Consider the following 22,902-nt stretch of genomic DNA (forward strand, 5'->3'; position numbering starts at 1 on the left):
TTAATTTAAAAGTCGCTGTCTTGGTAATTGGTCGCGATGTTGTGAAAGCGAGAGAGCAAGTCTTTTTGTGAAATGAAGCCGTAGGCGAGGGGTCTGAGCGCTTTGGTGTGAATATTGGCCAGCATTAAAGCCGGTGTGTAGCGCACCTGTACTCGCCCTGTCTTATCAATACGGTTTTCATCAATCGCCTCAAAGGTCTGACCGTCTTTGCTGATACCCACCAGTTCGATGTGGTACCGGTGGGCAAAGTCTTGGATGGAGGGCGCCAGAGTTTGAGATAAGGCGTCTTGCCCTTCGTAGATGAAGTAGAGGCCCCAACCTTCTTGCACCAATTGACGCACAGTGGCTTCGTTTTTGAGTTGAATACCTTGATAGTACGTTGCTCTTGCGGCTTGCTCTGTGGGGCGGTCTTTGGTGTACGAGTATTCGGGGTGTTCGTTGATGAGCTTTTTGAAGGTCATGCCCGTTTGAGTGGTTTTGCCATCGATGAATTTTTTCAGCTTCATCAATTTTAGATTTTTCTCTTCATCGGTTGGGTTAATCGTGGCATCGTTTAACGCCTCCTCAAATGTACGGTGGAACCATTGCATCTGCTCGGTGGCGCTCATCACAGTAGACACGCTATTGGGGGGGAGGCGCTCCTCCTCTTTGGGTGGGGCTTTCAGCGCTTTGGCCTCGTTATACCAGCGCCAGCCTTTGGGGGGCTCATTGGCGAAACTGTGAAAAGCCAATAAAGACAACAACAGCAACGGTAGGGATTTGATTGTTAATCGGTTAATTGAGTTGTTCACCGTTTTTGTGGATAAGTCCTTCATGGTGTGACCTCATTATTGCCAGAAACTCAGCATCTTGTGGGTGCGCGTATGAAATAACGTCCAAAGTGCTTCATCGTTGCCGTGTTTTTGTTGGTGCTTCATCATTTCTTGCTTGAGCTGATGGAGTTGTCGTTTGAATAAAAGATGGCGGATCAGGGTGGTAGCAAACCCGGTTGTCGACAGGGTGGCCACAAGTAAAGGGAGTAGGAGGGGATCCATATCATGTCCTCATCATAGATTAAGTTAATGGTGATAAGCGCTTTGTAATCGCTCTTGGATTTCTTTTGCCGAAGGCAGGTTGGTGTTGCGGTGCATGTCGTCATAAAAGTCCGAAAAGTCGAGGCGTTCAAAATCTATGTTTTGAAGCTGCTCGGGGGTAAGGGCGCCGCAAATAGGGTGTTTGGCGGTTCCCAGACTGATACCTAACTGGCCTTTCGAGCCTTGCTCTTGGATGATGCGTGCCAACTTGCTATCAAAGACGCAGTAGGTCTTCTTTTTCCGGATACACGCGCCTAAGACTTTTTCTGCGCAATAACTGCCAAGGGCAATCGTAATGCCTTGCTCTTTGGCTTGACCGAGCGCTTTCTCTTCATCATTGCATTGGGCTATGCCAATACTCGTGCCCCAACCGCCGTCTTTGCAACAGTCGGCAAAACCAAAGGCGGCGTCTGTGCATTTCATCCCTTGTCCTGCAAATATCATTGGTGGATCGCCAATACCGTCAGCGGCTTCTGCGAGGGCTGCTAAGGCTGAGGTGCTTTCATTAAAGCGGTTTGAAGTGGTCTCCATCGCTTCAAAGCAATCGCCATCCAGACAAAAGCTCTCTTCTCCACAGGTTAATTGGGTGGCGCTGCAGCGCCGCTGTGGGCAGGATTTATTGACTTTCTCCTCAATGCACACGCCGTTTTGCTGGAGGCTGCAATGGGTTGAAGTCGTGGTGCAATCGGTGGGCAGGGCGTTGCACGTATTGGGTCGAGTGCATTGGTGGTCAACCCGATACTTCCAACAATCAAGCGTGGTCGGAATGCCATTAATGATCCGGGTGGCTTGACCTTCAATGCATTGCTGGCGAGTGACATTACACGAGTTCATCAGGCTACATTGTGTTCGCCAGGTAATGGTGTTTTTGATGCAGTTTCCCCCGGATAAGGTGAACCCGGCTGAGCAGCTCAAGGTGGCTTTCATCGTTTGTATGGTGGGTCGACAAATCTCGTAGCGTTTATGCCAGAGTTCGCTACTTTTCCAGACAATGTGGTCGGTCTGTTTTAAATCGCCAAGCGTGTAGCCTTGGTTGGGAGAGACCACCTTCCTATCCCAGAAATACGTGGTTTCTGACCTTGAAAACCCCCTTGTCCCCCCCGATTGCCTCACGTAATTGTGATTATTGTACCGGCATTGTGGGAGGGGACGTTGGCAATCCTTCCCTTGTTGTGTCCAGCCGGATGGACAGCGGTAGAGTACTTCACTGAGGCTCACGGAGGCGACGGGGACTTTTTCACACGGTACTGGGTTGTGAGTCGGCCGGTGACATTGCTTTGCGATGTTATCGATGACGCACTGCGTGGCGTTATCACAATCCACGTACTGATTAGACTGACCATGACTGATTTCATAGGCGTTCTCAATGCCAAGGGTGGCGAATCGATACGTGTCATCATTGGGGGCAATGGTGGCACTATTATTGTCAAACCCCTCTTGTATCGCTTGAGCGTGTTTGTTGCTGCCAAACTCCAACGTGGATTGGTTTGTGATTTGTGCGTCAGTCATCCCCGCTTCATCAGGCTGTCGGATTTGGCTTTCACACCCTGGATTATTGTCGCTGCAGAAGTCGGACAGGTTAAGCGTCATCTCTGAGGGGTTGTAAGCCTCATTTTGGGCGTTTTTCGCCCATTCTACGTTGTCGTAAAACGTGTTTTCTTGAGAGTCGGCCAGGGAATCAAGGGAGAGTAAGAGAGGGGTGCTGAAAGAGAGCAAGACAAAAGGGAGTGAAAAGGGCGTATTCAAGGGGAACTCCTATTGAGCACTTGTTTGGCGATGTGGCCTACATCGCCTTGGCTTAAAATCGTTAAGGCGTTGGGAAGGGAAAGGTTGCCGTGAACCATGTCGTAATCACTTTGTGGGCAATACGCTTCATTGCACGCTTCGCCAATGGCCACAAACACGGGGACGTGGGTGATGTTAAATTGACGAAACCACTGTGGGCTGATGGCAAAACCGCCCTCAATCTCATCTCCCTCGTCGGACGCTTCTAACAAATCCATGATTCGAGAGGCGGTCGGGACCATGCCTTCTGGTAGTACCCCACGTATCACGAGAGGTACTTGATATTGCTGACTTTGTTTGAGTAGCTGTTTGAGCGCGGTATCTGGCATGGAAAGTGAGACAAACACCATCACACCTTGCGCCTTTTTGTTTGGGTTGACTTGAGGCATCCCAAGAACACTCGCCAGTGGCGAGTCTTGCAACGCGTTATCGAGGTGTTGATTCATCGACAGGGCTTCTTGCCTATGTTTTTGACTCCGTTCTAGCAGGAGGGCCAGTTCACTTTGATGGGCTGGCGCTGCAATGGTCTGCTCTTGCTTGGCAAGGGCTTTGAGCTCTTCTTGTGAGTAACCTACTTCGGCCAATGCAAGAGGGCTCGCGAGCAGAATCAGTAACAGCCATGAGGCTATTGAGTTAAATGACATCGTCTCGTTTCCTTATAAAAATACGCAATTACGTTTTCGCCAGTTCACAAAACCAAAGTTTCCTCCAGTTATCGGGTTGTCTTTGCCTTGCTCCCAAAGTGATGACGTTGTGCCGTAGGGATAACAATGAGCGGCATCACCAATCGGCGCCGACAATTGATAGCGATAACGACTTTTCGGTAAGATAGGCTCTGGCCACTGATAACAGACCGCACCATCCTCGCCCCGGGTCTCCCATACAATGCCTTGCCTGTGCATTTTAAAATTAAAACGCTCTAACATTAGAGTGCCAACTTGAGGACCGGTATGAGAATAAGCGCTGTTACCGGTTAATGGGTAGACACTGCCTTGTGAGCCTAAACACCAAAAAAGTGCATCAAAAGGCAAAACGCGCCCCGTGGTGGTCGCCATGGCTTCGGTGATACAAGAGAGCTGCGTGATGGGGTGACCGAATAAAATCGCCTCGGGGTTAAGAATGAACGACATCTCATCATCATCCCAAAAGGGATCAAGTTCGGTGAGGTAGGCCACATCGAAATTATCCGTGGCCATGCAGGCCGCCGACTGCATCAGTTGTAGCCAATAAATCACCGGATATTTGTACCAATGCACGTGATAGAAAGCATTGCCGCTGGTTTTGCTGCTTGAGTCGTGCTGCGAGCCTCCTATTTGTTGGCTATTGTCATTACTCAACTGCATCCCCATGTTGACCATGCAATAAGGGACTCGCGTCACGTCCACTAAGGAATACGGCTCCCAATACCCAATGTTTAAGCCAATTTGCATAAAAATGGGCGGGGGCTTAGGACAATAGGAAATAGGCAGACTTGGATTGGTGGTGTCAGGGTATGTCGAGCTAATGAGAGGCACACTGCCCAGTGTCATAGGAAATAGGCAGTCCCAGCAAATGTCAGACAATGGATTTAAGAAATGCCCCGTGCAAGCGGCGGATTGAGCTTGGGTTTGCCAAGGAAATAGGAACAAACTAAACAGTAATAACCCATGGGTTCTCAAGGTCTTTCTCCTTATTTTATTTCCGTCTCACTCTTGTTCATGGCTGTGGTGAACGGCGTCACATCGATCTCTGTGATTTTCCACCGCGCCCCGTCTTGTTCAATCAGAGAGGGAATGTGTGAGAGTTGAAATTGACGGCTGTAGTGACCTTGTTGGTCAAAATAAATTCGGGCGTCAAACTCCTTGGCGACGTCTTCTGGACTGCCGTTGGTGAGGGTCCATTTTATCGGCTTATCTGCGCGGTATTGTTTGGCCCAAGCGCGCTGTCTTGGGTCGTCACCATCAAGAAAGACAATCACATGCGAGTAATCGAATGATTGTTTGGGAATGTCGACTGGCCAAGTGTCAGTATCAAAGGGGTTGATGATGACGCCTTTGGCATAAAGGAGGTTGCCTTGTGCATCTTTGATATCGGTGGCCAGCTTTAATGATGGATCGATGTAAAAGGTGTTGGGCGCGGTGGTGGTGGTCAACCCTTTTACGGGAGTGGGCCTTCGCACGCTATTTTCTACGCTCTCCACAAACTGTTGTTGCATCTTTGCGGTTTCTCCCGTGGCTTCTAAGTGTGTCAATCGGTTGTTGATCCATTGCAACATGTCCACTTCTGCAATAGGAAACAGTTCACCTTGACGCCCAAACTGTTGGCCAAGCGCGGTGGGGGCGATGGTCAGTAAAGTGACACTGACCACTTTTAAGAGGGCGGTGGGTGTGAGGGATGAATGACTGGGAACAATCATAAGCTCATGACTCCTTTTTAAGCGCCTCGATAACGTAATGTTGGATCTCAGTGGTTCTATCTGGCGCGCCGCTGATGAGCGCGCCTGGCACGAAGATCACGAGGTGGTGCACTTGCGCGTATTCTTTCAAGAGTCGCCTGAGATCCGTATCAAAGGTCGCCAGTTGCGCGCTGTGCTCTTGATCGTCGAGGTTGGCTTCAATGAGTTGGTCTTGATATTGCGATAACGTTTGTTCGAGATCGAAGACCACGATTTGAGGCGCTGTATTGAGCTTGATGGCTATCAGGGTGAACATCATTAACGCTATAGCCAACAAGGCATAGATAAGACGTGGGTGACGGATGGATTTCATTTGGCCTCCTTGCCATAGATGAGGGTATTAAAGGTCTCAATTTCCTTTCCGTAAAAATGCTCGGCGGTTTGATTGACTGCTTGCATCAGTGATAGGCCTTGGTTCATCAAGTTTTCACAGTATTCAAACTCATGCGGCTCTGTTGAAAGGCATGCTCGGGTAAAAGGGTCGGCAAACAAGCGATGAAAGGTGGTCACATCCCCGGTTTTTAGCATGACAGAGCTGTAACCGGCGATGGAGGACTTTTCAAAGCTCTTGATGACAAACTGCTCATAGGGCGAAAAGTGTGAAGGGTTGTCTTTGATGAATTTTGTCAATCCACTGCCTTGACGCAGAGTGATATGAATATCGGAGTTATTGAACGCGGCGAGCGCTTCGGGTGTGCTGTAAAAATCCTCAATACCTTGCGTCACGGTGCAGAACGATCCCCCAAATTTTCGGGCGGTGCGGTAACCGGTGTTGATGAATTCTTGCGCCTGTGCATTAGAGCCCGCCATCAGAGACCACGCCTCTTCAATGATGCACATCTTCGGCGTTGAACGAGAGCCAGACAGGTACATCTGCTGAGTAATGCTCGACATCAGCGCAAAAATCACCGGTCGCATGATGTCCGAGGGAAATCCGTCCAGTTCAATGGTGGTAAAGTGGACATTGGGATCCAGCATGGACGGTTTATTGAAGGTGTCCCCGTAGATCCCCTCTGAGCGGTATTTATTCAGTTGCATGGCGATATCAGAAAGGCGGCGATCACCGCCCTGTTTTTCGGCCGCCGCAAACAGCGCTTCTTGAACATGGTCAACCAACGTCTCGCTTTTGTGTGCCTGCCAAGCCGTAATGATGCAATCCCCGAGAACCGATTTTTCAAAATCCCCCATTTCATGCGTGGGGCAGGCCATGGTCGCAAAGAGTCCGGTGATGGTGTGCAGCGTTTCCTTAAGAGGGTTGACCTGTTCGCCTTTCTCATCGGTATAGTCATCCCCCATAGCAATGCGTTCCAGGTGAGTAAATGGATTGAGGTAAATCTTTTCAGCCGTCATGTAGTGTCCGCCAAGCATCAAGGTGAGCTTTTTAAAGCTCTTTCCTTTGTCTAACGCCCAGATTTTGCCGTTCATGGCAAAGAGGGTTTCGGCGAGCTTTTGCACAAAGAAGGATTTTCCTGCCCCGGAGCCTCCGGTCAGGGTGATGTTGTAGTTATCTGAACCACAATTAAACGGATTAAACCAAAAGGCTTGTTGGCGCATGGTGGGCAGCATCATACCGCCACTGAAATTCTTTACGTCCATCACTAGAGGCAAGAGGTTGGCCACATTGCCGGTTTTTACGGTTTGAATGCGTCCAGCACGGTCGCAATCGGCCCAAAACCCATCGGTCATCATGAACGGTAAGGTCGTCATGAGCGCTTGGCCTTGCAGCATCGAGACGGTTTGTAAATCAATCCCGCCAGAGCGAAAGGCGTTAATGGCCGTAGTGCGGTGCAGCCGCTCGGATTTTTTGTTGGTAAATAACGTCAGCGTCAGGTGCATGTATGCCATGCTGTTGATGCCATCCGACATTTCATCTCGAATTTGCTCACGTTCGGCCTGCTCTTTCTTCGCTTGAGGGAAGAAAAATGCCATCGGGGACTTGAGCGTTTTTTCCAACTCTCCAATGCGCCCGCCATTTTTGGTCGCAAAACTGCCCGATTCTTGATGGCGAAAATTGAGTGTCATGAGGTGTGGACATTGCACATTTTTAGCCACGCTCTTTAAGGACGCAAAACAATCGGGCAAAGCGTACAGGCGGAAAGTGCGAGGCGTACTGCGTAAGCCCAAGGAAATGATCCGCGAGGTCACCGTTTGATGTTGGCGGTTACTAAAGCGAACGTCGGTGTAATGTCGGCGCGTTAAAAACTCGGTATCAGGAGAGAGGGCTTGTTTGTAGATAAACGCTTCGGGAGCATAGTCAGATTCACGAGGGGCGGTTTGTGTGGGGTCAAAATTGAGAATGCCTTCGACGTAGTTGATTAAGCCTTCGGGGGTAAGCGGCGTGAGCTCCAGTCCAATTTGGGATAAAGACGTGGTGAGCGCCTCTTTGCAATCCAACACTTGGTCAACATCGTCGGTACTGGAGACAAACAACCACGCGCTGTAATCTTTGATGTCAAAGTAATGCTTCTGACGATGAAAAAAGCCGTGGTGAGCCGCAAAGTTGGCGTAATCGGCTTCTTGTTTTGCTAATTCACCGCAAATACCCGCACGAGCGGATTTCAACGCGGCATTTTGCTCAATCAAATGACTCACGCGGTTGTGGCCCATCATGGAAACATGGTAATCCCATTTATGGCCAGTCGGTAAATCCATGATGAGACGGTTAAACGCCTCCACCATATCGTCATTCGCCCCCGCTAAGACGCTTAATTTGAATCCAAATCCTACGCCTTTTTTGTTATGAAAGAGGCCGTCCTGCGCATCAAAAGTCCGGTAAGGCAGCTCAGAATGCAGGTGGTTATATTCACGTTTGGCTTCTTGATAAAAACCCTTTAAATATTTTGATATGCCCATGACGTTAATCCTTTTTGATAGCCTGAACAGGGCGACCTGTCCAGGTAGACTCGTCTAACACAATGTAAATATCCATTGTGTCGAGGTAAGTGGTGGTGTCATCCGAAGTAAAGGGAAAAACCACCACCTTCCTAACCGTGTCTTGGGTTCGAATCGGGTGGCCTTCACGCGTGCGTCTTGGCAGTAAGGCAAAAGGGTGGGAAGCCAGGACGTTAGCCTCGACGACTTGTTGGGTTGTTGGGTGGGTCGAGATGTTGCGAATGTCATCCATGCTGGCGCAGCCGGGTGTCCCGCCGATTTTTTGGCAGCTGAATTCGTCTTGAAAGCCCGCCGAGCAGCCAGCGAGGGCGCTGATAAGCAGCGCGGTGAAAAGTTTGATAGTCATAAAAGCCGACCTTAATTTAGTTGTTGGTTAACTTCTGCCGCGAGAGGGTTGAGGGTGATGGTTTCTAAAAGGGTGTCCGGTTTTGCTTGCTCTTGCTCTTTTGCTTGATGATCAACATAGCGTTTGATTGCTTCCTCATCATCGAGAGGGAACCCTTTCGTAAAGACGATATTCACGATGCCCCCTGGATTGATTTCGATGAAGGGGTGATATAACTCGGCTAAGGCAATGTAGTAATCCGAAAGCTTACTCCCCACGTCTGAGGTGGCATTGCCCAATAAACTTAATCCCACATCCTTGCTGTTGAGGCTCGACGTTGAGCCCAGCGCTGAGGTTGAGGTGGTGCTGGCCAATCCCGCCCCCGTCTCACCCAGTCCGGTTAAGATGCCTGAGATGCCCGCCATTTGGACGATTTTACCGTTACGCAAAATTGAAGTACCACGGATGCCATTGCGGCCAAAGTTAAAGACGGTGCCTTGTACAGGAATGTCTAAAATGCGACCGTCCCGAATGCAGCTGAGGGTGTGAGTGCGCGCCACGCCGCGATTGGAAGAGAGGTCACCGTACACGCTCCCAATAATGGTGCAGTCTTTGAGGTGGCTCTTTTCTCCATTGGGCAACACGCCTTCATGCACGGTTTGAAACACGATAGGCGCGGTATCGCTTTGACCGAACGCTCCGGCATTGGCATCCGCGCCACCGGTGATTTTGGCGGTCACAAAAGTGCCCGACGGGACGTAATTGTCGACGGTGCGTTGATACGCTGACTCTGAGGAGGCTGTCCAAAAAAAATCAAACGAGTCAAACGCTTGTCCTTGGTCATCAAACGAGGCCTTATCGGCGTTGCTGTATTGAAAGCTCTCTTTTTGCAGATCATTGGTGGCGTAAGAGGGCAAAGGTTTGGGAGGAAGTGGGCGCGATCCAAACGGCGCAGGCTCTCCCATGACGGTGAGGTGACGGGGTTCCTTTGAGGCTGGCGATGGGGTTGATGGCAAGGCGACGGTGCGCTGCACTTCTTGATGGCGGCGTATTTCATCGCGTAAGGTTTCGTTCTCTTTTTTCATTTGTGCGAGCGTATTTTCATTGCTCGTTATCAAACGTTCGACGTCTCGATTGAGGTTTTCCATCTTCTCTTTTACGTCTTCAATGTCTTGACCTTGTAAGGTCAAGGCTGAGCGGTTGTCTTTGTCGGTAAAATCATCAGTAATGATTTCCCCAAAATTGGGGGCTGACTCACCGACTTCTTGCGCATTATCAAGCGAGGAGCGAGGTTGTTTAAAGGCTTTAAATGCAAAAAAAACCGCGACCAAGAGCGCAACGGTCAACAAGCTGAGTATTTGGTTGCGTTGCTTACTTTGCTTATTGGCATTGACTCCATCCTCTAAGTCCGACTCTCTTAAAAGCCACTGTTTAAATCGTCTCATTAGTGTCCTCCTGTGATGATGTACAGATGGGTGGATTCACCTGGGGCCAAGGTATAACGATCAAGCGAGGCGCTCCGGCTGGCGTAACTGTAAAATTGCGCTTCGGTCAGTGTCACGGTGTCACTGGATTGATTTTTAACTTGATAAATAAGCCCGGAGAAAGGGCGACCGACAAACAGGGTTTGCGGAATAATGGCCAGTGGTGACGTGTCTTTAGGGAGTGTCTCTGGGTCAATCGGATGGACACGAAACCCTGGGATAGGCGTCTTGGAGCGCTGCCAATGTATCATTTGTTTGGAGAGTTGCCCCAAGGCCAAAGGGTATTCGAGATCTTTTTCAAAGACACTTTTCTCTGCAGTAGAGCGAAGAGAAATAAACTCATTCACCACCGCAGGGACGGCTTTTGGATTAATAAAAAGCGAGAAATTTTGGCCTTTTTCTGTGGTGACGTGCGCGGTAAAAGGCAAGGCGATGTTGAGTTTGACGGTAATAGAGCCCGATTGGTCTCGTTGATTGGCTTTAGCGAGACAAAATCCTCTAGGGCAATGAAGGTTTACTATCTTGTCGTCTTTCACCACTAAACGATTGGTGTTGACCGAGGATAAGGGCAACACAATGGTGTCATTTTGCTCAAAATAGTAGGTCTTTGCGTCAATCGTATGGGCGTGGCTTATGATGGGTAACAACAAACCAACAAAAGCATAAATCAAGCGTATTTTCATAACGGTATCTCTTTAGCGATGGTGTGAAGTTCAATCAAGCCACTTGAATAATTGGCTTGGAGTAGATACGTCACGGGCTCAGGGTCGAGTGTGCGCCCCGCGATGGTTTTGTTGAGTGTGCCTCTGACCCGTATTTTCATTTCATTGAGATTGATGGACAGCGTGTCAACTTCAAAAAAACTGGTGACGTCGTTCTCGATGATAAATTCGGCTTCTCGCATTAACTTGTCTTGTAAGCCGCTCCAGTATTTAGGCGGCACGTAGGTAATGAGTAAGTTGAATTGACGTTTAACGTTAGAGGGCGTGACATTAAATTTTAGGTGTATCCACCAATCGGCCATCATAGAAAGATACGCTTCATCAACCGCATCGCTTGAGATCGTAAACGCTCGGTCGATATGAGGTGGCACGAAGGTGCGCTTTTCCGCTTGGTTTTGACTTAATAAAGCAAAACTCAACCCAGCGGTTCCTAAGGCGGTGATCAACACCACCGCGGTGAGGACGTAATTGATAAAGCGAGCCGCTTTAAGCGCCTCGCCGTTATGTTCATTGAGCATCAGTAAATCCAATATTTTTTTGTGGCGGGGGGCGTGCGTTTAAAAATGGTTTTATTCGCTGTGTCATCCCCATACCAGTGGATGAAGTGAATGATGAATTTGGGGCCGTGTCGGACTTTTAAGCTGCGAATGGTGAGGAAAAATCCGATACACACGGCGACCGCGACCAACCGATTGATGTTGAACAACATTAAAAACAACAAGATAGAAGGGAGTATTTCATCGATTGGAAATCCGACTATTTTGACGTCGGTTTGTAAGTAGTTTGGAAAAGCGAAGAGGGTTTGTTTGTCTTGATGATCCATGGTGAAATAAGGCGAATAGTTTCGCGCTCTCCTTATGTGGTTTATAAGCCTACAAACCCTTTACCGACTTCCCAGAACACCACGCCAACGAAAAAGCCGATGATGCCACCCACCCAGTTCTTTTGCATGATGCCAACGATGATGCCGCCAATCAGGCCTGCCACCAGAATGTAGAACTCGCCAGAAGACCCCGTTCCGACCGTGTTGGTCACGGTATCTTTACCACTGGCAAAAAGGTCATCAGCGTAAGCGGGTGACGCACAGGCAAAGTAGACGGCCATGAGCGTACAAAAGTGACGCCAATACATAAGAGGAAGGTTGAAGCGTGAGGTTTTATCTTTCATGTGGTTACCTTTAAATGTAAATAAAAGAGGCACGACATCGCACCGCCTTTATCAAAAGGGGTGTCGTGCATCTGGTGGGTTGAAAAATGGACGTTGTTAGTTCCCCATATTTTGGGGAATGCTTTGGGCCGCATGAGTGAAGGTGTTGCCGTTGAGCCCCATGGTTCTTCTCGATTACATTAAAGGCAACAAGGAAGCGTTTACATACTTCAAACCGCGATTGCGACTGACGTGTTGTTTCCAATTTTGAGGGGTCATGATCGTATTCTTGAGTTTACGATAATGTTTTTTGCGAGCATTCTTTGATGGTGGTGGCGTGAGTTGACGGACTGATTGGGTTTGTTTTTGAACCGAAACGAAATGAACACCTTTCCAATAGAAAGGAAAGGGGAGGCGGTCAGTAAAAGGCAACAAAGCAGCAAATGCCATGTATTCACGCCCGACCGAGCCCAGTACTTTGAAGCTGACAAAATCCCCTTGTTCAACAAAGCGGTCCAATAAACTCCCCGCCTCATTTTCACGACAATATCCGTATACAATTTGCATTATTTAAACTCCTTTTAAGGACATTGTTTTGCTCTTTTAAAACAACAAAACAATGGGCTCTCTCTCAAGAGCCGTGCTACAAACTGGCTTGTGTATTCTTGTAGTAGAATACGCACACCCAAAGGGTGTGGTGTCTGGTATTCCCAAGTAACTCTGTTGAACCACTCAACCAGCGTGCTTAATTGAGTAGAAAAACAGCCTTGGACGTCGCCCCAGATAAGGCTCCTGAACTTTTTAGGCATATTACGCAGGCCTGCGCCCATCTGCGGCGCTTTTTGCAATAGTGAAGGCAGCCACTCTTACGGTGATGCGGGTGTTGGTATGCAGATGGAATAAAAAGCCGACGAATGTGTTTTTCGACTTTGAGTTCAAAGACTGCGATATCAACGTAGTCAGTATTAATCAACATTAATGGGGAAGACAATGTTTGAAAACATCGGAAACGCACAATGGACTTGGTGTTCGATAGCTCGTGAAAGAACGGGGCCAAAAGGGTTTTCTGAAGAACATGCTCTGATGTATAAGGCGGAAACGGTCTGCTATCCTGGTTGGGCTCCAATAGGCTAAACCAGGAGTACTAGCAACAACATCTTTTCGTTGTGGATTAAGGTAAGCTTTATGACGTTTTTGTGAGCGTCTCACTAACCCGCTCGTGAGTATAACCATGAGCTAAAGCCCAGCGATGGAGATCTTCAATCGGCATAGGTTTGGCGTAATAGTAACCTTGATGTTGAAAGACGCCTCTGAATAAAAGCCCTTTAGCTTCGAGTTTATTTTCAACTCCTTCCGCTACTAGATTGAGCTCTAATTGTTTAGTCATCTTAATATACCCATCGAGAACAGCGGACTTTCCTTCATCAATGGACCGTGTAAACATTTTGTCTATCTGGAACCGCGTGTTTTCTCTGGAATTTTTTGTCTCAATCCTGTCTACGTTCATGGGTAAGGCAAGCCGATTGTAAGAGTCGTACTCTATACAATATGCAACGTTATTAAACGTTTGACACCGATCTCCCACATCGTTAATCTGTAACGGCACTGGCAAAATCCAGTGCCGGGCGTAGGAACCCGTTTTGTTTTTCTCAAGGCGCATGGACGTCAGCTTTTTGCTGGTTTTTTTCATGTGCGGCTTCGGCACATCTAAACATGGTGGCTTTGCTTATCTATTAGGCAAAATGCATCTGAATTATGGTGGGCTGGGCAGGGCAGCTTCGGCTGGCCGTGTCCTTGAGAGCGGTATTCCTACCCCTGTTCAGTTCACCACCCGAAGCGTAGGAACTCCGAGTGGTGATTTAGCAGGCTAAATCTCAAGGAGGCCATCATGCCAAATCTAACAATCCTTTCTAAAGACATCCGCACACTTGATAATTTGTATTCGTTAAATGACCTGCATAAAGCGAGTGGTGGACACAATCGACATCGTCCAAGTATTTTTATCAAGAATCAGCAAACTCAAGAACTGGTTAATGAAATTGAGCAAAGCAGTAATTCCTGCTTTGCTGTAAACACCAAACGTGGCGGTAGTAATGCGGGGACTTGGGTATGCAAAGAACTTGTTTATTCTTATGCAATGTGGGTTAGCCCTAAGTTCCATCTAAATGTCATTCGTGCGTTCGACAGTATGCCCACAGCTGCAGCTCTTCCAGCTCCAACCGTTCCGCAAGACCTCTCCTTAAACGACTTAATTTTTGAGTTGGCGAAGGCGAAAAACGTAACAAGCCAAAATGTTCATGTGTACTACAATGCCGTATTCAACACCAATACTTGGTTCCAAGAGCATGGATTCGAACATGCGTTGGCAAAAAGAATATTAAAACAAGACTTGGCAAATGAGTTGCGCAGTCAAACCCCTGAACTACAATTCCTTAAGCAACAAGCTAGAGAGAATGGTTTAGCATTAGTGGATGAAAGTGAATATCAAAGCTTCCAAGGCCGAATGCAAATGCAGCAAAAGCAAATCGAGAAGTTGGTAGATGATGTAATGGCGTTAAGTCGAAATCATAGTGCGCTAACAAGACATGTTCTGTGATAAGTATTACTAATATTTAGTAACTCAATGGAAGAGTGATGATCTACTTGAAATCTACTATGATTAGATTTGATGAAATTTGTCATGCTTCCTTTCAATCTCCTGAGAAGCTACAAGAACATTTAGAACTGATAGCTAAGGTAAAGGTGTATATCAGTTGGTAGACCAGAAAGGCAACTTTGAACGTAAGGCAGACCAAAGCGACAAGCTTTCGTGTCATAAGGACTATCTCCATATACCTCGATGATGCTTGGAGTGTTTGTATTAACTGCGACATGCAGTTTTGTCTGCACTCTACGTTGGCCATCCGTACTATGCTCTAACCTAAATATAAGTCGATGACCCACCCAGTGGTATTGAGAAGATTCTCTTCACCATAAGGGTTTTCGTGAAGACTAAATCAGTGAATATACCTGCACTATCACACTTACTTTGTTTAAGTCGGATCCATCCACTTCTAGTTTCTTCATTAATTTAAAAGGTCAGAGAGTTCGTTTAATAGCCGCTTGATTGTGTTGCTTCAAGTTGATTTTTATAATGAGGCTAAGGTATATGATTAAGACGTATGACGAGTGTAGTTGATTAGATCGTAGGTTCGAGACTTAGCGTCATCGAACTATGCTACAAAGCTTTACGTAGAGCAAAATAAACTGAAATAATTTCAAAATTATTTTCAAAGATGGCTCTATTGAAGTTTCAATATAAACAAAGGCTTAGTTCTTAATTGTTCGTTATGTGAACATGACAGTTGACGATGCGATGATCAGATCCATCAAATGGGATTACATTAAAAACACTTTTCTAACTAATATTCACTTCGAAGCAGCGAGACGCTGTATTAATTTGAATAATCCAACAAATATCATTATTAAGTTATTCGTTAGATTATTTACTCCTTATATTTAGTAACAAGAGTAAATTTGTCATGGACATTATTTCTAATCTGTTTGACATGGCACCATTTGTCGCATTATTTATTACACTCTCATTGGGTTATATGGTTGGTAAAATTACTATCGGCCGATTTGTTTTAGGCGGGGTAGCCGGAACATTATTAATGGGCGTAATTATTGGACAATTTGGTGTTCAGATTGATCCCGGCGTAAAAAGTATTTTCTTTGCGCTCTTTATTTATGCTGTGGGTTATCAAGGCGGTGCGCAATTCTTTAAAGCCCTTAACTTCAGAACCATTAACATTCTGCTCTCTGCGGTTGTTATGACGGTTTCAGGCTTATTATGTGTGCTTGCTGCTGCGTGGTTATTTGACCTAGATAGAGGTACTGCTGCAGGTCTAGCGGCTGGTGGCTTAACTCAATCTGCAATCATTGGTACTGCAGGCGATGCGATTGCACGTTTAGGCGGCGTATCCGAAGAAGCCAAACACCTAATGCAAACTAACGTCGCTGTTGGTTACGCCGTAACATATATCTTTGGTTCTTTAGGTCCAATCTTGATGGTGACTTGGGTATTCCCAACGCTCATGAAGTGGGATATCCGATCTGAAGCTATCGCTCTAGAAGAGAAAAACTCGAACGGCAAACGCGATTTAGCAGACGGCGAATTTAACGCGGTAACCGCTCTAGTGACACGTGCTTTTAAAGTAACTAACGACGATAAACTGATTGGGAAAACGCTAGCACAATTGAATCAATCATCACTTGCTGCGTGTATCGAACTTATTGAGCGCGACGGAAAAGAGCTAAGTGCAGACAAGTTCACAGCGCTTAAAGCAGGCGACCTTGTTGTGGTTACCGGCCGTAGAAATGCGGTTCATGAGCTACAGAGCGAGGCACAAAGCAATGAAGTAGCATTACCGGAAAGCTATGAAGTTATTGAAGAAAATCGTCAACTTATCGCTGATAACCGCAAGCTAATAGGTCGCTCGCTAAAAGAAATCAAAGACAGCTCAAATCAACGCTCATTCCGCGGCGTGTATGTGACAGACTACATGCGTGCAGGTACTTCAGTGGCCATTACTCAAGACCTTATTGTTGAGAAGAACGATGTTATCCAGCTAACGGGTACGGCTCAAGACATCAACCGAGTTGAAAAATACATCGGTAAGCGAATGGGTTCTGCGACTATGACTGACTTCATCGTACTCGGTTTCGGTATGGTGTTGGGCCTTCTTATTGGCTTAATTAGCTTCAAGATTGCAGGTATTCCCGTAACGATTGGTTCTGGTGCAGGTTGTTTGATCTCTGGTTTACTTGTTGGTTGGTTACGTAGCCGAAACCCACATGTCGCTCAGTTCCCAGTGGGTGCAGCAAACTTCATTCGTGACTTTGGTCTAGCGGCATTTGTAGGTATTGTTGGCCTACAAGCAGGCCCCCAAGCGGTTGATACCATCAAAGAACACGGTATGTCACTTCTGTTCTTGGGTATGGCAGTCACCATCATTCCACAGATTATTTCATTCTTCTTCTCGTACTTTGTATTGAAGATCAAGAACCCAGTAGAAGCGTTAGGTTGTGTGACTGGTGGTCGAAGTGCAAACCCAGCATTCGCAGCATTGATGGAAAAAACAGGCAATGCAACGCCAGTATTCTCTTTCACTGTGACTTACGCAGTAGCCAACGTGTTACTGACTCTATGGGGACCAATTATCGTCGGCATTATTACCGTTAATGCGGGTATGTAATTAAAACCGCGAACTCATTATAGATTTAAAACAATTATCAACTTATTAACAGACCTACCCAATCAAAAAATAGGGTAGGCCTGAATAATCACACTTAAGTAAAACACTTTATTTAATTAGAAGTGTTTAAGATTAAATTATTAGGTAAATATTATGACTACAAAAAATACTACTATCGACTTTTCAAAATTCGCTAATTTAAGCCCGTTTGAATTAAAAGACAAATTAATTGAAGTCGCGCAAACAGTACCAGACCGTGCTTTATTAGATGCAGGCCGTGGTAATCCAAACTTCCTAGCAACGCTGCCACGTAAAGCATTTATTCGTTTAGGTGAATTCGCAGTAATGGAAGCGGAGCGTACATACTCATATTTAGACGGTAGCTTTGGTGGTATTCCAGATGGTGTTGGTATTGTTGAGCGTTTTGATTCTTACGCAAACAACAATCAACAGAACCCAGGTGTTCAATTCATTGAAAAAGCTCTGAGCTACGCAAAAGATCGCTTAGGTATTGAGAAGCAAGTGTTCTTAAATGAGCTTGTGAATGCGTACTTAGCGTGTAACTACCCAGTACCACCACGCATGTTGACGAATATCGAAAGCGTAGTAAAACAATACATTGCAGAAGAGATGTACGGTCCAATGCCAATGACGACGGATTTCGATCTGTTTGCAACGGAAGGTGGCACTGCATCAATGACGTACACGTTCCAAACCATGTTTCACAACGGTCTACTAAAGAAAGGCGATAAGGTTGCGTTGATCACACCAATCTTCACTCCTTACTTAGAAATCCCTGAGCTTTCAGAATACGAACTAGAGATTGTAGAGCTTCGTTTAGATGAGACAACATGGCAGTTACCTATGTCTGAAATCGAGAAGCTTGAAGACAAAGACATCAAACTGCTGTGTGTGGTGAACCCTGCAAACCCTGCATCAGTGAAGTTCTCTGATGAGACTCTGAATAACCTATCAGACTTCGTGAACACACAACGTAGTGATCTGTTCATTATCACCGATGATGTGTACGGCACATTCGCAGACGATTTCGTTTCTCTGTTTGCCAAACTTCCATACAACACGCTTTGTGTTTACTCATTCTCTAAGTACTTTGGTGCGACAGGCTGGCGCCTTGGCTCGATTGCGATTCAACACAATAATGTGTTCGATGATGCAATGCGTAGCCTACCAGAAACGCGTCAACTTGAACTGGATGAGCGTTACAAAACGTTAGACCCAGAACCACGCGGTATTAAGTTCATCGACCGTATCGTTGCCGACAGCCGAAGTGTTGCACTCAACCACACAGCAGGTCTTTCACTACCACAACAAGTTCAGATGGCACTGTTCTCATTGAATTGCCTAATGGACTCAGAGCAAAACTACAAAGAAGCGTGCAAACGTATCATTCGCGAGCGCTACAAAACGTTGTACAAAAACATGGGTGTAGAAATTGAAGAAAACAAAGATCGTGTGGACTACTACACATTGCTTGAGCTCGACACTTTGGGCGGCAAATTGTACGGCCCAGCTTTCGTTGAATGGTTCAAAGCGAATGAAAAGGGCAAAGACTTCCTGTTCCGACTTGCACACGAAACAGGCGTTATTTTGCTTCCTGGCAAAGGCTTCGATGTAGTTCACGCTTCTGTTCGTGTGTCACTGGCTAACCTGACTCACCATGAGTATGAACTAATTGGCCGCGCAACTCGCAAGGTGTTAGACGAACACTTCTCTGAGTTTCAAGGCGCATAAGTTCTAATCAAGCTTAGAAGTGAATACATGATTTTAAGTCATCAATGTTCAAATCACTAAGAATAAGCCTCGGCGATGTCGAGGCTATTCCGACCAAATAAGCACAGTGTTCAAGTAGCTATCTATTGGATGCAATCGTTGTGTTTATTTAGTCGCCAAATCCAAGCGAAATTCATTCCGACAAAATCAGAAGAGCGGCGTATGAAAAGTATTATTTCTATTCAATCTCACGTGGTTTATGGGCATGCAGGCAACAGCTCTGTGGTTTTTCCAATCCAAAGAATGGGACTCGATGTGTGGCCAATCCATACTGTTCAGTTCTCGAATCACACTCAATATGAGCAAGGTTGGACAGGCCAAACATTTAGTTCAGACGATATTCGACACTTAATTCGAGGCTTAGACAACATCAGTGCATTGAAAGACTGTGGCGCAATCCTTTCGGGTTATCAAGGAAGTGCAGACCAATGCAAAGCGGTTGCCGAGGCGGTTAACCTCATTAAAGAAAAGAACCATAGCGCACTCTACATTTGTGACCCTGTAATGGGCGACCCGGACAAAGGTTGCATTGTTGATGATGGCGTGAAAGCGGCTATTGTCAAACATTTGCTGCCCATAGCTGATGTCATCGTGCCAAATCAATTTGAGCTGAGCGAATTGACCGATACCAAAATCGACTCGCTTTATGATGCGGTTACGGCCTGTAAGAAAGCGCTGGAACTTGGGCCAAAAATGGTGCTCGTGAAACATCTGCACTCATTATCCGATGATGCGTTCAGCATGATCCTAGCAACGAAAAAAGCATGCTATTTAGCCCAACGACCGAATATCGAATTTGAGAAACAGCCAGTTGGTGTTGGCGACCTTATCTCTGGCCTATTTACTGCGGGATTAATGAAAAGAATGTCTCCGGTGGCTGCATTTCGTCATGCAAACAACGCTGTCTATGGTGTGTTGGAGCTGACTAAGAGTTATGGCACTTGGGAATTACAAACGATTAATGCTCAATATGAATTTGTTGAGCCGACCCACGATTTCAACGTGGTCAAAATAGGCTAGAGCGATTAACTCCAACAGTGCTTAAGGTCAAGCTAAGGGGGGCGACTATTCGATGGGTAGCGTCCTACAAACGAGATTACGAATTAAGCCGGATACTAGCTATATTACGACCACAAAGAGATGGACTTCACTTTACCCTATTTATTAACCTCTCTGTTTTTTAGGTTCCTTATTTATTAAACAGAGTCTCTGAATCATTTTAGAGAACACTAAATGAGCCTAAATATGAACCGTCTAATCTCTTCGGGTCTTACCGTTGCTTTGTCATTCCTGGTAGTGGCTTGTAGTTCACCTCACACGCTAGACGTACGCGTAAACAAAGACAATTACAAAGAAGTCACTGTAGAAGATGCATCATCAGTCGCTGAGCCATTGCGTATTTGGGCGAGTGAGTCGCCAGACTTCTTATACTCTCCAACTGATCAAACCACACCGATTACTGTATCAGGTGATCAACTGAACATCTTAGCGTTGTCCGGAGGTGGCGCAAACGGAGCTTTTGGTGCGGGTATATTGATAGGGCTTGAAGAGTCAGGTCAGCTGAAGGACTACTCCATAGTGACTGGCATCAGCGCAGGAGCGTTAATTGCACCGTTTGTGTTTATCGGGGGAGATGCGTTTTCGAAGATGAAAGAAGTAATGTTGAACATTAATGATAAATCAGTGCTCGGAAAAAAGAACTTTTTGAACACTGTCTTTAAAGATGCGTTTACCGATGGAGAAAACTTGTACCAGTTTATTGCTGAGGCTTTCCCTGAACCGATGATTGAACAAATTGCAACGCAACATCGCAGTGGCAAACGTCTGTTTATTGGTAGCACTCATTTTGATTCTGGTGAGCTTGTCATTTGGAATGTAGGTGCAATAGCAAATAGCGACATGCCAGATAAGTCTGAACTCATATATAAAGTGTTGGCCGCAAGTGCGTCTATTCCTGGCGTGTTCCCACCGCAGTTCATCGATGTAGAGCATGAAGATGAAATCTTTGAAGAACTACACGTCGATGGCGGTTTAGCGACTCAAGTATTCTTCAATCCCTCTAACTTCGACTATCAACAGATCTCAGATTCACTTGGGTTAGAAACACCACCACAACTCGATGTTATTCGAAATGGTGCGCTGAAAGCCCCGTATCACTCGTTGAGAGATAAGGGACTCGATTTGGTAGCAAAGAGCGTCTCAAGCCTGACGCTTGCACAAACGCGTGGTGATTTATATCGAATGAAATACATCTGTGAAATCAACAATATCGATATGCAATTTACTTATATGGAACACGACTTTGGTTATGCAAAACGCACCAAAGACATGTTTGATGAACATTACCTATTAACCATATACAAATATGGTTATCACAAAGCAACTCAAGGCAAACCTTGGGTAACCGAATTACCTTAATTAGGGATATTATCAAATGAAAAGAACAGCATTAACGCTACTTATCTTAGCAACCTCTAGCGCTGCAATGGCACAAAATGCAACCTCAATGGATCAGCAAAAAGTCGACAATGACATGCTACAACTGGCCGATGTTCAGCAAGAAGCGGCTTTGATCATGGTTGAAGAGAATTCGGACTACGTGGCGATTGATTACATTGGAAAGTGGGTTGAAGTGAACAATTACGTCACTCACAAAGAAGCCAAGCAACGCCAGCTTCAAAAGAGCACCAAGAAATACATTTACTCGCAAACGGGTGAAACTCTAGAGTCCATTGAGCAGCGTATTGCTGAACATATTCAAGCGGATCAACCTAGATATTTCAGTGTCGATGTTTATCGCAATTACCACGGTGATTCAGGCGACTTTAACTACTTAGCACGAGTTATCGAATATATTTAAGTTGTTAATTACACATCAATGATAGAACCTACTGACTTAAGTAGGTTTTTTTTTGCTTAAACCAGACGAATTCATCTCACTATTATTATCTGACAAAGTAGATATTTCGTCAGTCTGTGATAATTTAAATATATAACGATTAAAAATAAGCACACCAAAATGAATTTTAGCATTGAACAACTTCTCGCGTTCGTTACCGTTTATGACCAGCTCTCTTTCAGTAAAGCTGCCGTTAAGCTCAACAAGCACAGAACGACAATCGGACAGGTAATTACAAACCTTGAAGACCAACTCGCAGTAAACCTTTTTGAAAGAGTCGGCCGCTCGGTAGAGCCCACTGAAGACGGGCATCTTCTTTATCACTATGCCAAGCAAACCATTGAGCAAGCACGTACCTTCGACAAATTTGCGTTGAGCCTTTCTTATGGGGGATTAGAAAACATCACAATCGCTTATTCAAGCGTGATTCCTCAACGTGTCCTTGTCGATATTCGAAAGCAACTCAAACGTGATTTCCCAATGATGCGAGTTAACTTTCTGGTTCGTAATAAGAAAGTGATTAAGCAAGGGATACAGGACGGTGAGTATCACTTCGGTTTGGTGAATGTTCACGATAGCCGTGCGATGCACAGTTTAGACGCAACTTTTTTAGGCCATATTGAATTCTATCCGTTCGTACAAAAGGGCGGTGAATTTACCAATTTAGACAAAGAAGATGTACTGGTTGCTTTAAGAAACTCGAAACAGTTTGTACTGAGATCTCTGATTGAAGAAGGGATGTCGGAAAAAATCGTTGTAAGTTCAGACCACGAAGAGATCGATCAACTTGCGTTGGTGATCAAAATGGTGGAAGAAGGCTTGGGTTGGGCACTTTTACCTAAATCATTTTTCTCTGACCCAGAGTTTTCTCAACACGAAATTGAACCAATTCAAACAGCTCAAATGGTTGAAGGTTTCAAATTTGGTTTTGCATTATGGTGTCCTCATTCGAAACAGGTCAGTGATATCAAGGGCTCTTTGACTTCAGTAATTTCAGAATACCGAGAGCGATTAATCAGTAACTACCGACCATAAATTTTTCATTTCAATGGTTTATATGTATTAATTCTTGACCGTAACTTACGCAGTTATTTCCCCAAAAGGCTCACTTAGA

At 45.9% G+C, this 22,902-nt stretch carries 24 protein-coding genes; 8 read left to right on the forward strand and 16 right to left on the reverse strand.

Annotation, left to right across the window (positions count from 1 at the left end):
* Window positions 1–5: 5 nt before the first annotated feature.
* The 15 genes from traF to MD535_RS23510 form a co-directional block, all read right to left on the reverse strand.
* Complete coding sequence (gene traF / locus MD535_RS23440; protein ID WP_132960199.1) at window positions 6–815, reverse strand: type-F conjugative transfer system pilin assembly protein TraF; 810 nt, start codon at window positions 813–815, stop codon at window positions 6–8.
* Between the two features lie 12 nt (window positions 816–827).
* Window positions 828–1,034 carry a hypothetical protein gene (locus tag MD535_RS23445; RefSeq protein WP_102333068.1) on the reverse strand — a complete coding sequence of 69 codons (207 nt, stop codon included), beginning with the start codon at window positions 1,032–1,034 and terminating at the stop codon, window positions 828–830.
* 24 nt (window positions 1,035–1,058) lie between these two features.
* Entirely contained in the window at window positions 1,059–2,819 is a 1,761-nt protein-coding gene (gene traN, locus MD535_RS23450; protein ID WP_265677620.1) for a type-F conjugative transfer system mating-pair stabilization protein TraN, read from the reverse strand.
* Window positions 2,816–3,502 carry a type-F conjugative transfer system pilin assembly protein TrbC gene (gene trbC, locus MD535_RS23455; protein ID WP_265677621.1) on the reverse strand — a complete coding sequence of 229 codons (687 nt, stop codon included), beginning with the start codon at window positions 3,500–3,502 and terminating at the stop codon, window positions 2,816–2,818. The genes traN and trbC overlap by 4 nt, the downstream gene beginning before the upstream one ends.
* A gap of 12 nt (window positions 3,503–3,514) precedes the next feature.
* Window positions 3,515–4,516 carry a conjugal transfer pilus assembly protein TraU gene (traU, locus tag MD535_RS23460; protein ID WP_053083652.1) on the reverse strand — a complete coding sequence of 334 codons (1,002 nt, stop codon included), beginning with the start codon at window positions 4,514–4,516 and terminating at the stop codon, window positions 3,515–3,517.
* A gap of 11 nt (window positions 4,517–4,527) precedes the next feature.
* The gene (gene traW / locus MD535_RS23465; RefSeq protein ID WP_265677622.1) at window positions 4,528–5,253 is read right to left on the reverse strand and encodes a type-F conjugative transfer system protein TraW; all 726 of its coding nucleotides are present in this window, start codon (window positions 5,251–5,253) and stop codon (window positions 4,528–4,530) included.
* Between the two features lie 4 nt (window positions 5,254–5,257).
* Complete coding sequence (locus tag MD535_RS23470) at window positions 5,258–5,605, reverse strand: TrbI F-type domain-containing protein (RefSeq protein WP_048663628.1); 348 nt, start codon at window positions 5,603–5,605, stop codon at window positions 5,258–5,260.
* Complete coding sequence (traC, locus tag MD535_RS23475; RefSeq protein WP_265677623.1) at window positions 5,602–8,145, reverse strand: type IV secretion system protein TraC; 2,544 nt, start codon at window positions 8,143–8,145, stop codon at window positions 5,602–5,604. Before traC ends, MD535_RS23470 begins: the two co-directional genes overlap by 4 nt.
* Before the next feature lie 4 nt (window positions 8,146–8,149).
* The gene (gene traV, locus MD535_RS23480; RefSeq protein ID WP_080967503.1) at window positions 8,150–8,530 is read right to left on the reverse strand and encodes a type IV conjugative transfer system lipoprotein TraV; all 381 of its coding nucleotides are present in this window, start codon (window positions 8,528–8,530) and stop codon (window positions 8,150–8,152) included.
* Between the two features lie 11 nt (window positions 8,531–8,541).
* Window positions 8,542–9,954 (reverse strand): TrbI/VirB10 family protein, encoded by a 1,413-nt coding sequence (locus tag MD535_RS23485; RefSeq protein ID WP_265677624.1) that lies wholly within the window; start codon window positions 9,952–9,954, stop codon window positions 8,542–8,544.
* A complete protein-coding gene (gene traK, locus MD535_RS23490) occupies window positions 9,954–10,676 on the reverse strand; it encodes a type-F conjugative transfer system secretin TraK (protein ID WP_265677625.1) in 723 nt (240 codons plus the stop codon). Before traK ends, MD535_RS23485 begins: the two co-directional genes overlap by 1 nt.
* Window positions 10,673–11,233 (reverse strand): type IV conjugative transfer system protein TraE, encoded by a 561-nt coding sequence (gene traE, locus MD535_RS23495; RefSeq protein WP_048663622.1) that lies wholly within the window; start codon window positions 11,231–11,233, stop codon window positions 10,673–10,675. The genes traK and traE overlap by 4 nt, the downstream gene beginning before the upstream one ends.
* Window positions 11,233–11,538 carry a type IV conjugative transfer system protein TraL gene (traL, locus tag MD535_RS23500; RefSeq protein ID WP_016800278.1) on the reverse strand — a complete coding sequence of 102 codons (306 nt, stop codon included), beginning with the start codon at window positions 11,536–11,538 and terminating at the stop codon, window positions 11,233–11,235. Before traL ends, traE begins: the two co-directional genes overlap by 1 nt.
* A 41-nt stretch (window positions 11,539–11,579) precedes the next feature.
* A complete protein-coding gene (locus MD535_RS23505) occupies window positions 11,580–11,882 on the reverse strand; it encodes a type IV conjugative transfer system pilin TraA (RefSeq protein WP_237300639.1) in 303 nt (100 codons plus the stop codon).
* Between the two features lie 174 nt (window positions 11,883–12,056).
* On the reverse strand, window positions 12,057–12,428 hold the full coding sequence (locus tag MD535_RS23510) for a hypothetical protein (RefSeq protein ID WP_237300638.1): 372 nt from the start codon (window positions 12,426–12,428) through the stop codon (window positions 12,057–12,059).
* 423 nt (window positions 12,429–12,851) lie between these two features.
* Between MD535_RS23510 and MD535_RS23515 the strand changes: the two genes are divergently transcribed.
* On the forward strand, window positions 12,852–12,995 hold the full coding sequence (locus MD535_RS23515; protein ID WP_265677626.1) for a hypothetical protein: 144 nt from the start codon (window positions 12,852–12,854) through the stop codon (window positions 12,993–12,995).
* Window positions 12,996–13,044: 49 nt separating this feature from the next.
* Here MD535_RS23515 and MD535_RS23520 read toward each other — a convergent pair whose 3' ends face one another.
* Window positions 13,045–13,551 (reverse strand): EAL domain-containing protein, encoded by a 507-nt coding sequence (locus tag MD535_RS23520; protein ID WP_237300637.1) that lies wholly within the window; start codon window positions 13,549–13,551, stop codon window positions 13,045–13,047.
* Window positions 13,552–13,749: 198 nt separating this feature from the next.
* On the opposite strand from MD535_RS23520, the gene MD535_RS23525 reads away from it, so the two are divergent.
* From MD535_RS23525 to MD535_RS23555, 7 genes are all read left to right on the forward strand, one after another.
* On the forward strand, window positions 13,750–14,457 hold the full coding sequence (locus tag MD535_RS23525; protein WP_237300636.1) for a KilA-N domain-containing protein: 708 nt from the start codon (window positions 13,750–13,752) through the stop codon (window positions 14,455–14,457).
* A 925-nt stretch (window positions 14,458–15,382) separates the two neighbouring features.
* Window positions 15,383–17,098 (forward strand): aspartate-alanine antiporter, encoded by a 1,716-nt coding sequence (gene aspT, locus MD535_RS23530; RefSeq protein ID WP_154723770.1) that lies wholly within the window; start codon window positions 15,383–15,385, stop codon window positions 17,096–17,098.
* A gap of 153 nt (window positions 17,099–17,251) precedes the next feature.
* Complete coding sequence (locus MD535_RS23535; protein WP_102332933.1) at window positions 17,252–18,850, forward strand: bifunctional aspartate transaminase/aspartate 4-decarboxylase; 1,599 nt, start codon at window positions 17,252–17,254, stop codon at window positions 18,848–18,850.
* Between the two features lie 201 nt (window positions 18,851–19,051).
* The gene (gene pdxY / locus MD535_RS23540; protein ID WP_102332932.1) at window positions 19,052–19,909 is read left to right on the forward strand and encodes a pyridoxal kinase PdxY; all 858 of its coding nucleotides are present in this window, start codon (window positions 19,052–19,054) and stop codon (window positions 19,907–19,909) included.
* Window positions 19,910–20,134: 225 nt separating this feature from the next.
* Entirely contained in the window at window positions 20,135–21,307 is a 1,173-nt protein-coding gene (locus MD535_RS23545; protein ID WP_102332931.1) for a patatin-like phospholipase family protein, read from the forward strand.
* An 88-nt stretch (window positions 21,308–21,395) separates the two neighbouring features.
* The gene (locus MD535_RS23550; RefSeq protein ID WP_372042757.1) at window positions 21,396–21,749 is read left to right on the forward strand and encodes a hypothetical protein; all 354 of its coding nucleotides are present in this window, start codon (window positions 21,396–21,398) and stop codon (window positions 21,747–21,749) included.
* A 159-nt stretch (window positions 21,750–21,908) separates the two neighbouring features.
* On the forward strand, window positions 21,909–22,823 hold the full coding sequence (locus MD535_RS23555; RefSeq protein ID WP_102332929.1) for a LysR family transcriptional regulator: 915 nt from the start codon (window positions 21,909–21,911) through the stop codon (window positions 22,821–22,823).
* Window positions 22,824–22,902 lie beyond the last annotated feature (79 nt).

This window comes from Vibrio qingdaonensis, from assembly GCF_026191675.1.
GTDB lineage: Bacteria > Pseudomonadota > Gammaproteobacteria > Enterobacterales > Vibrionaceae > Vibrio > Vibrio qingdaonensis.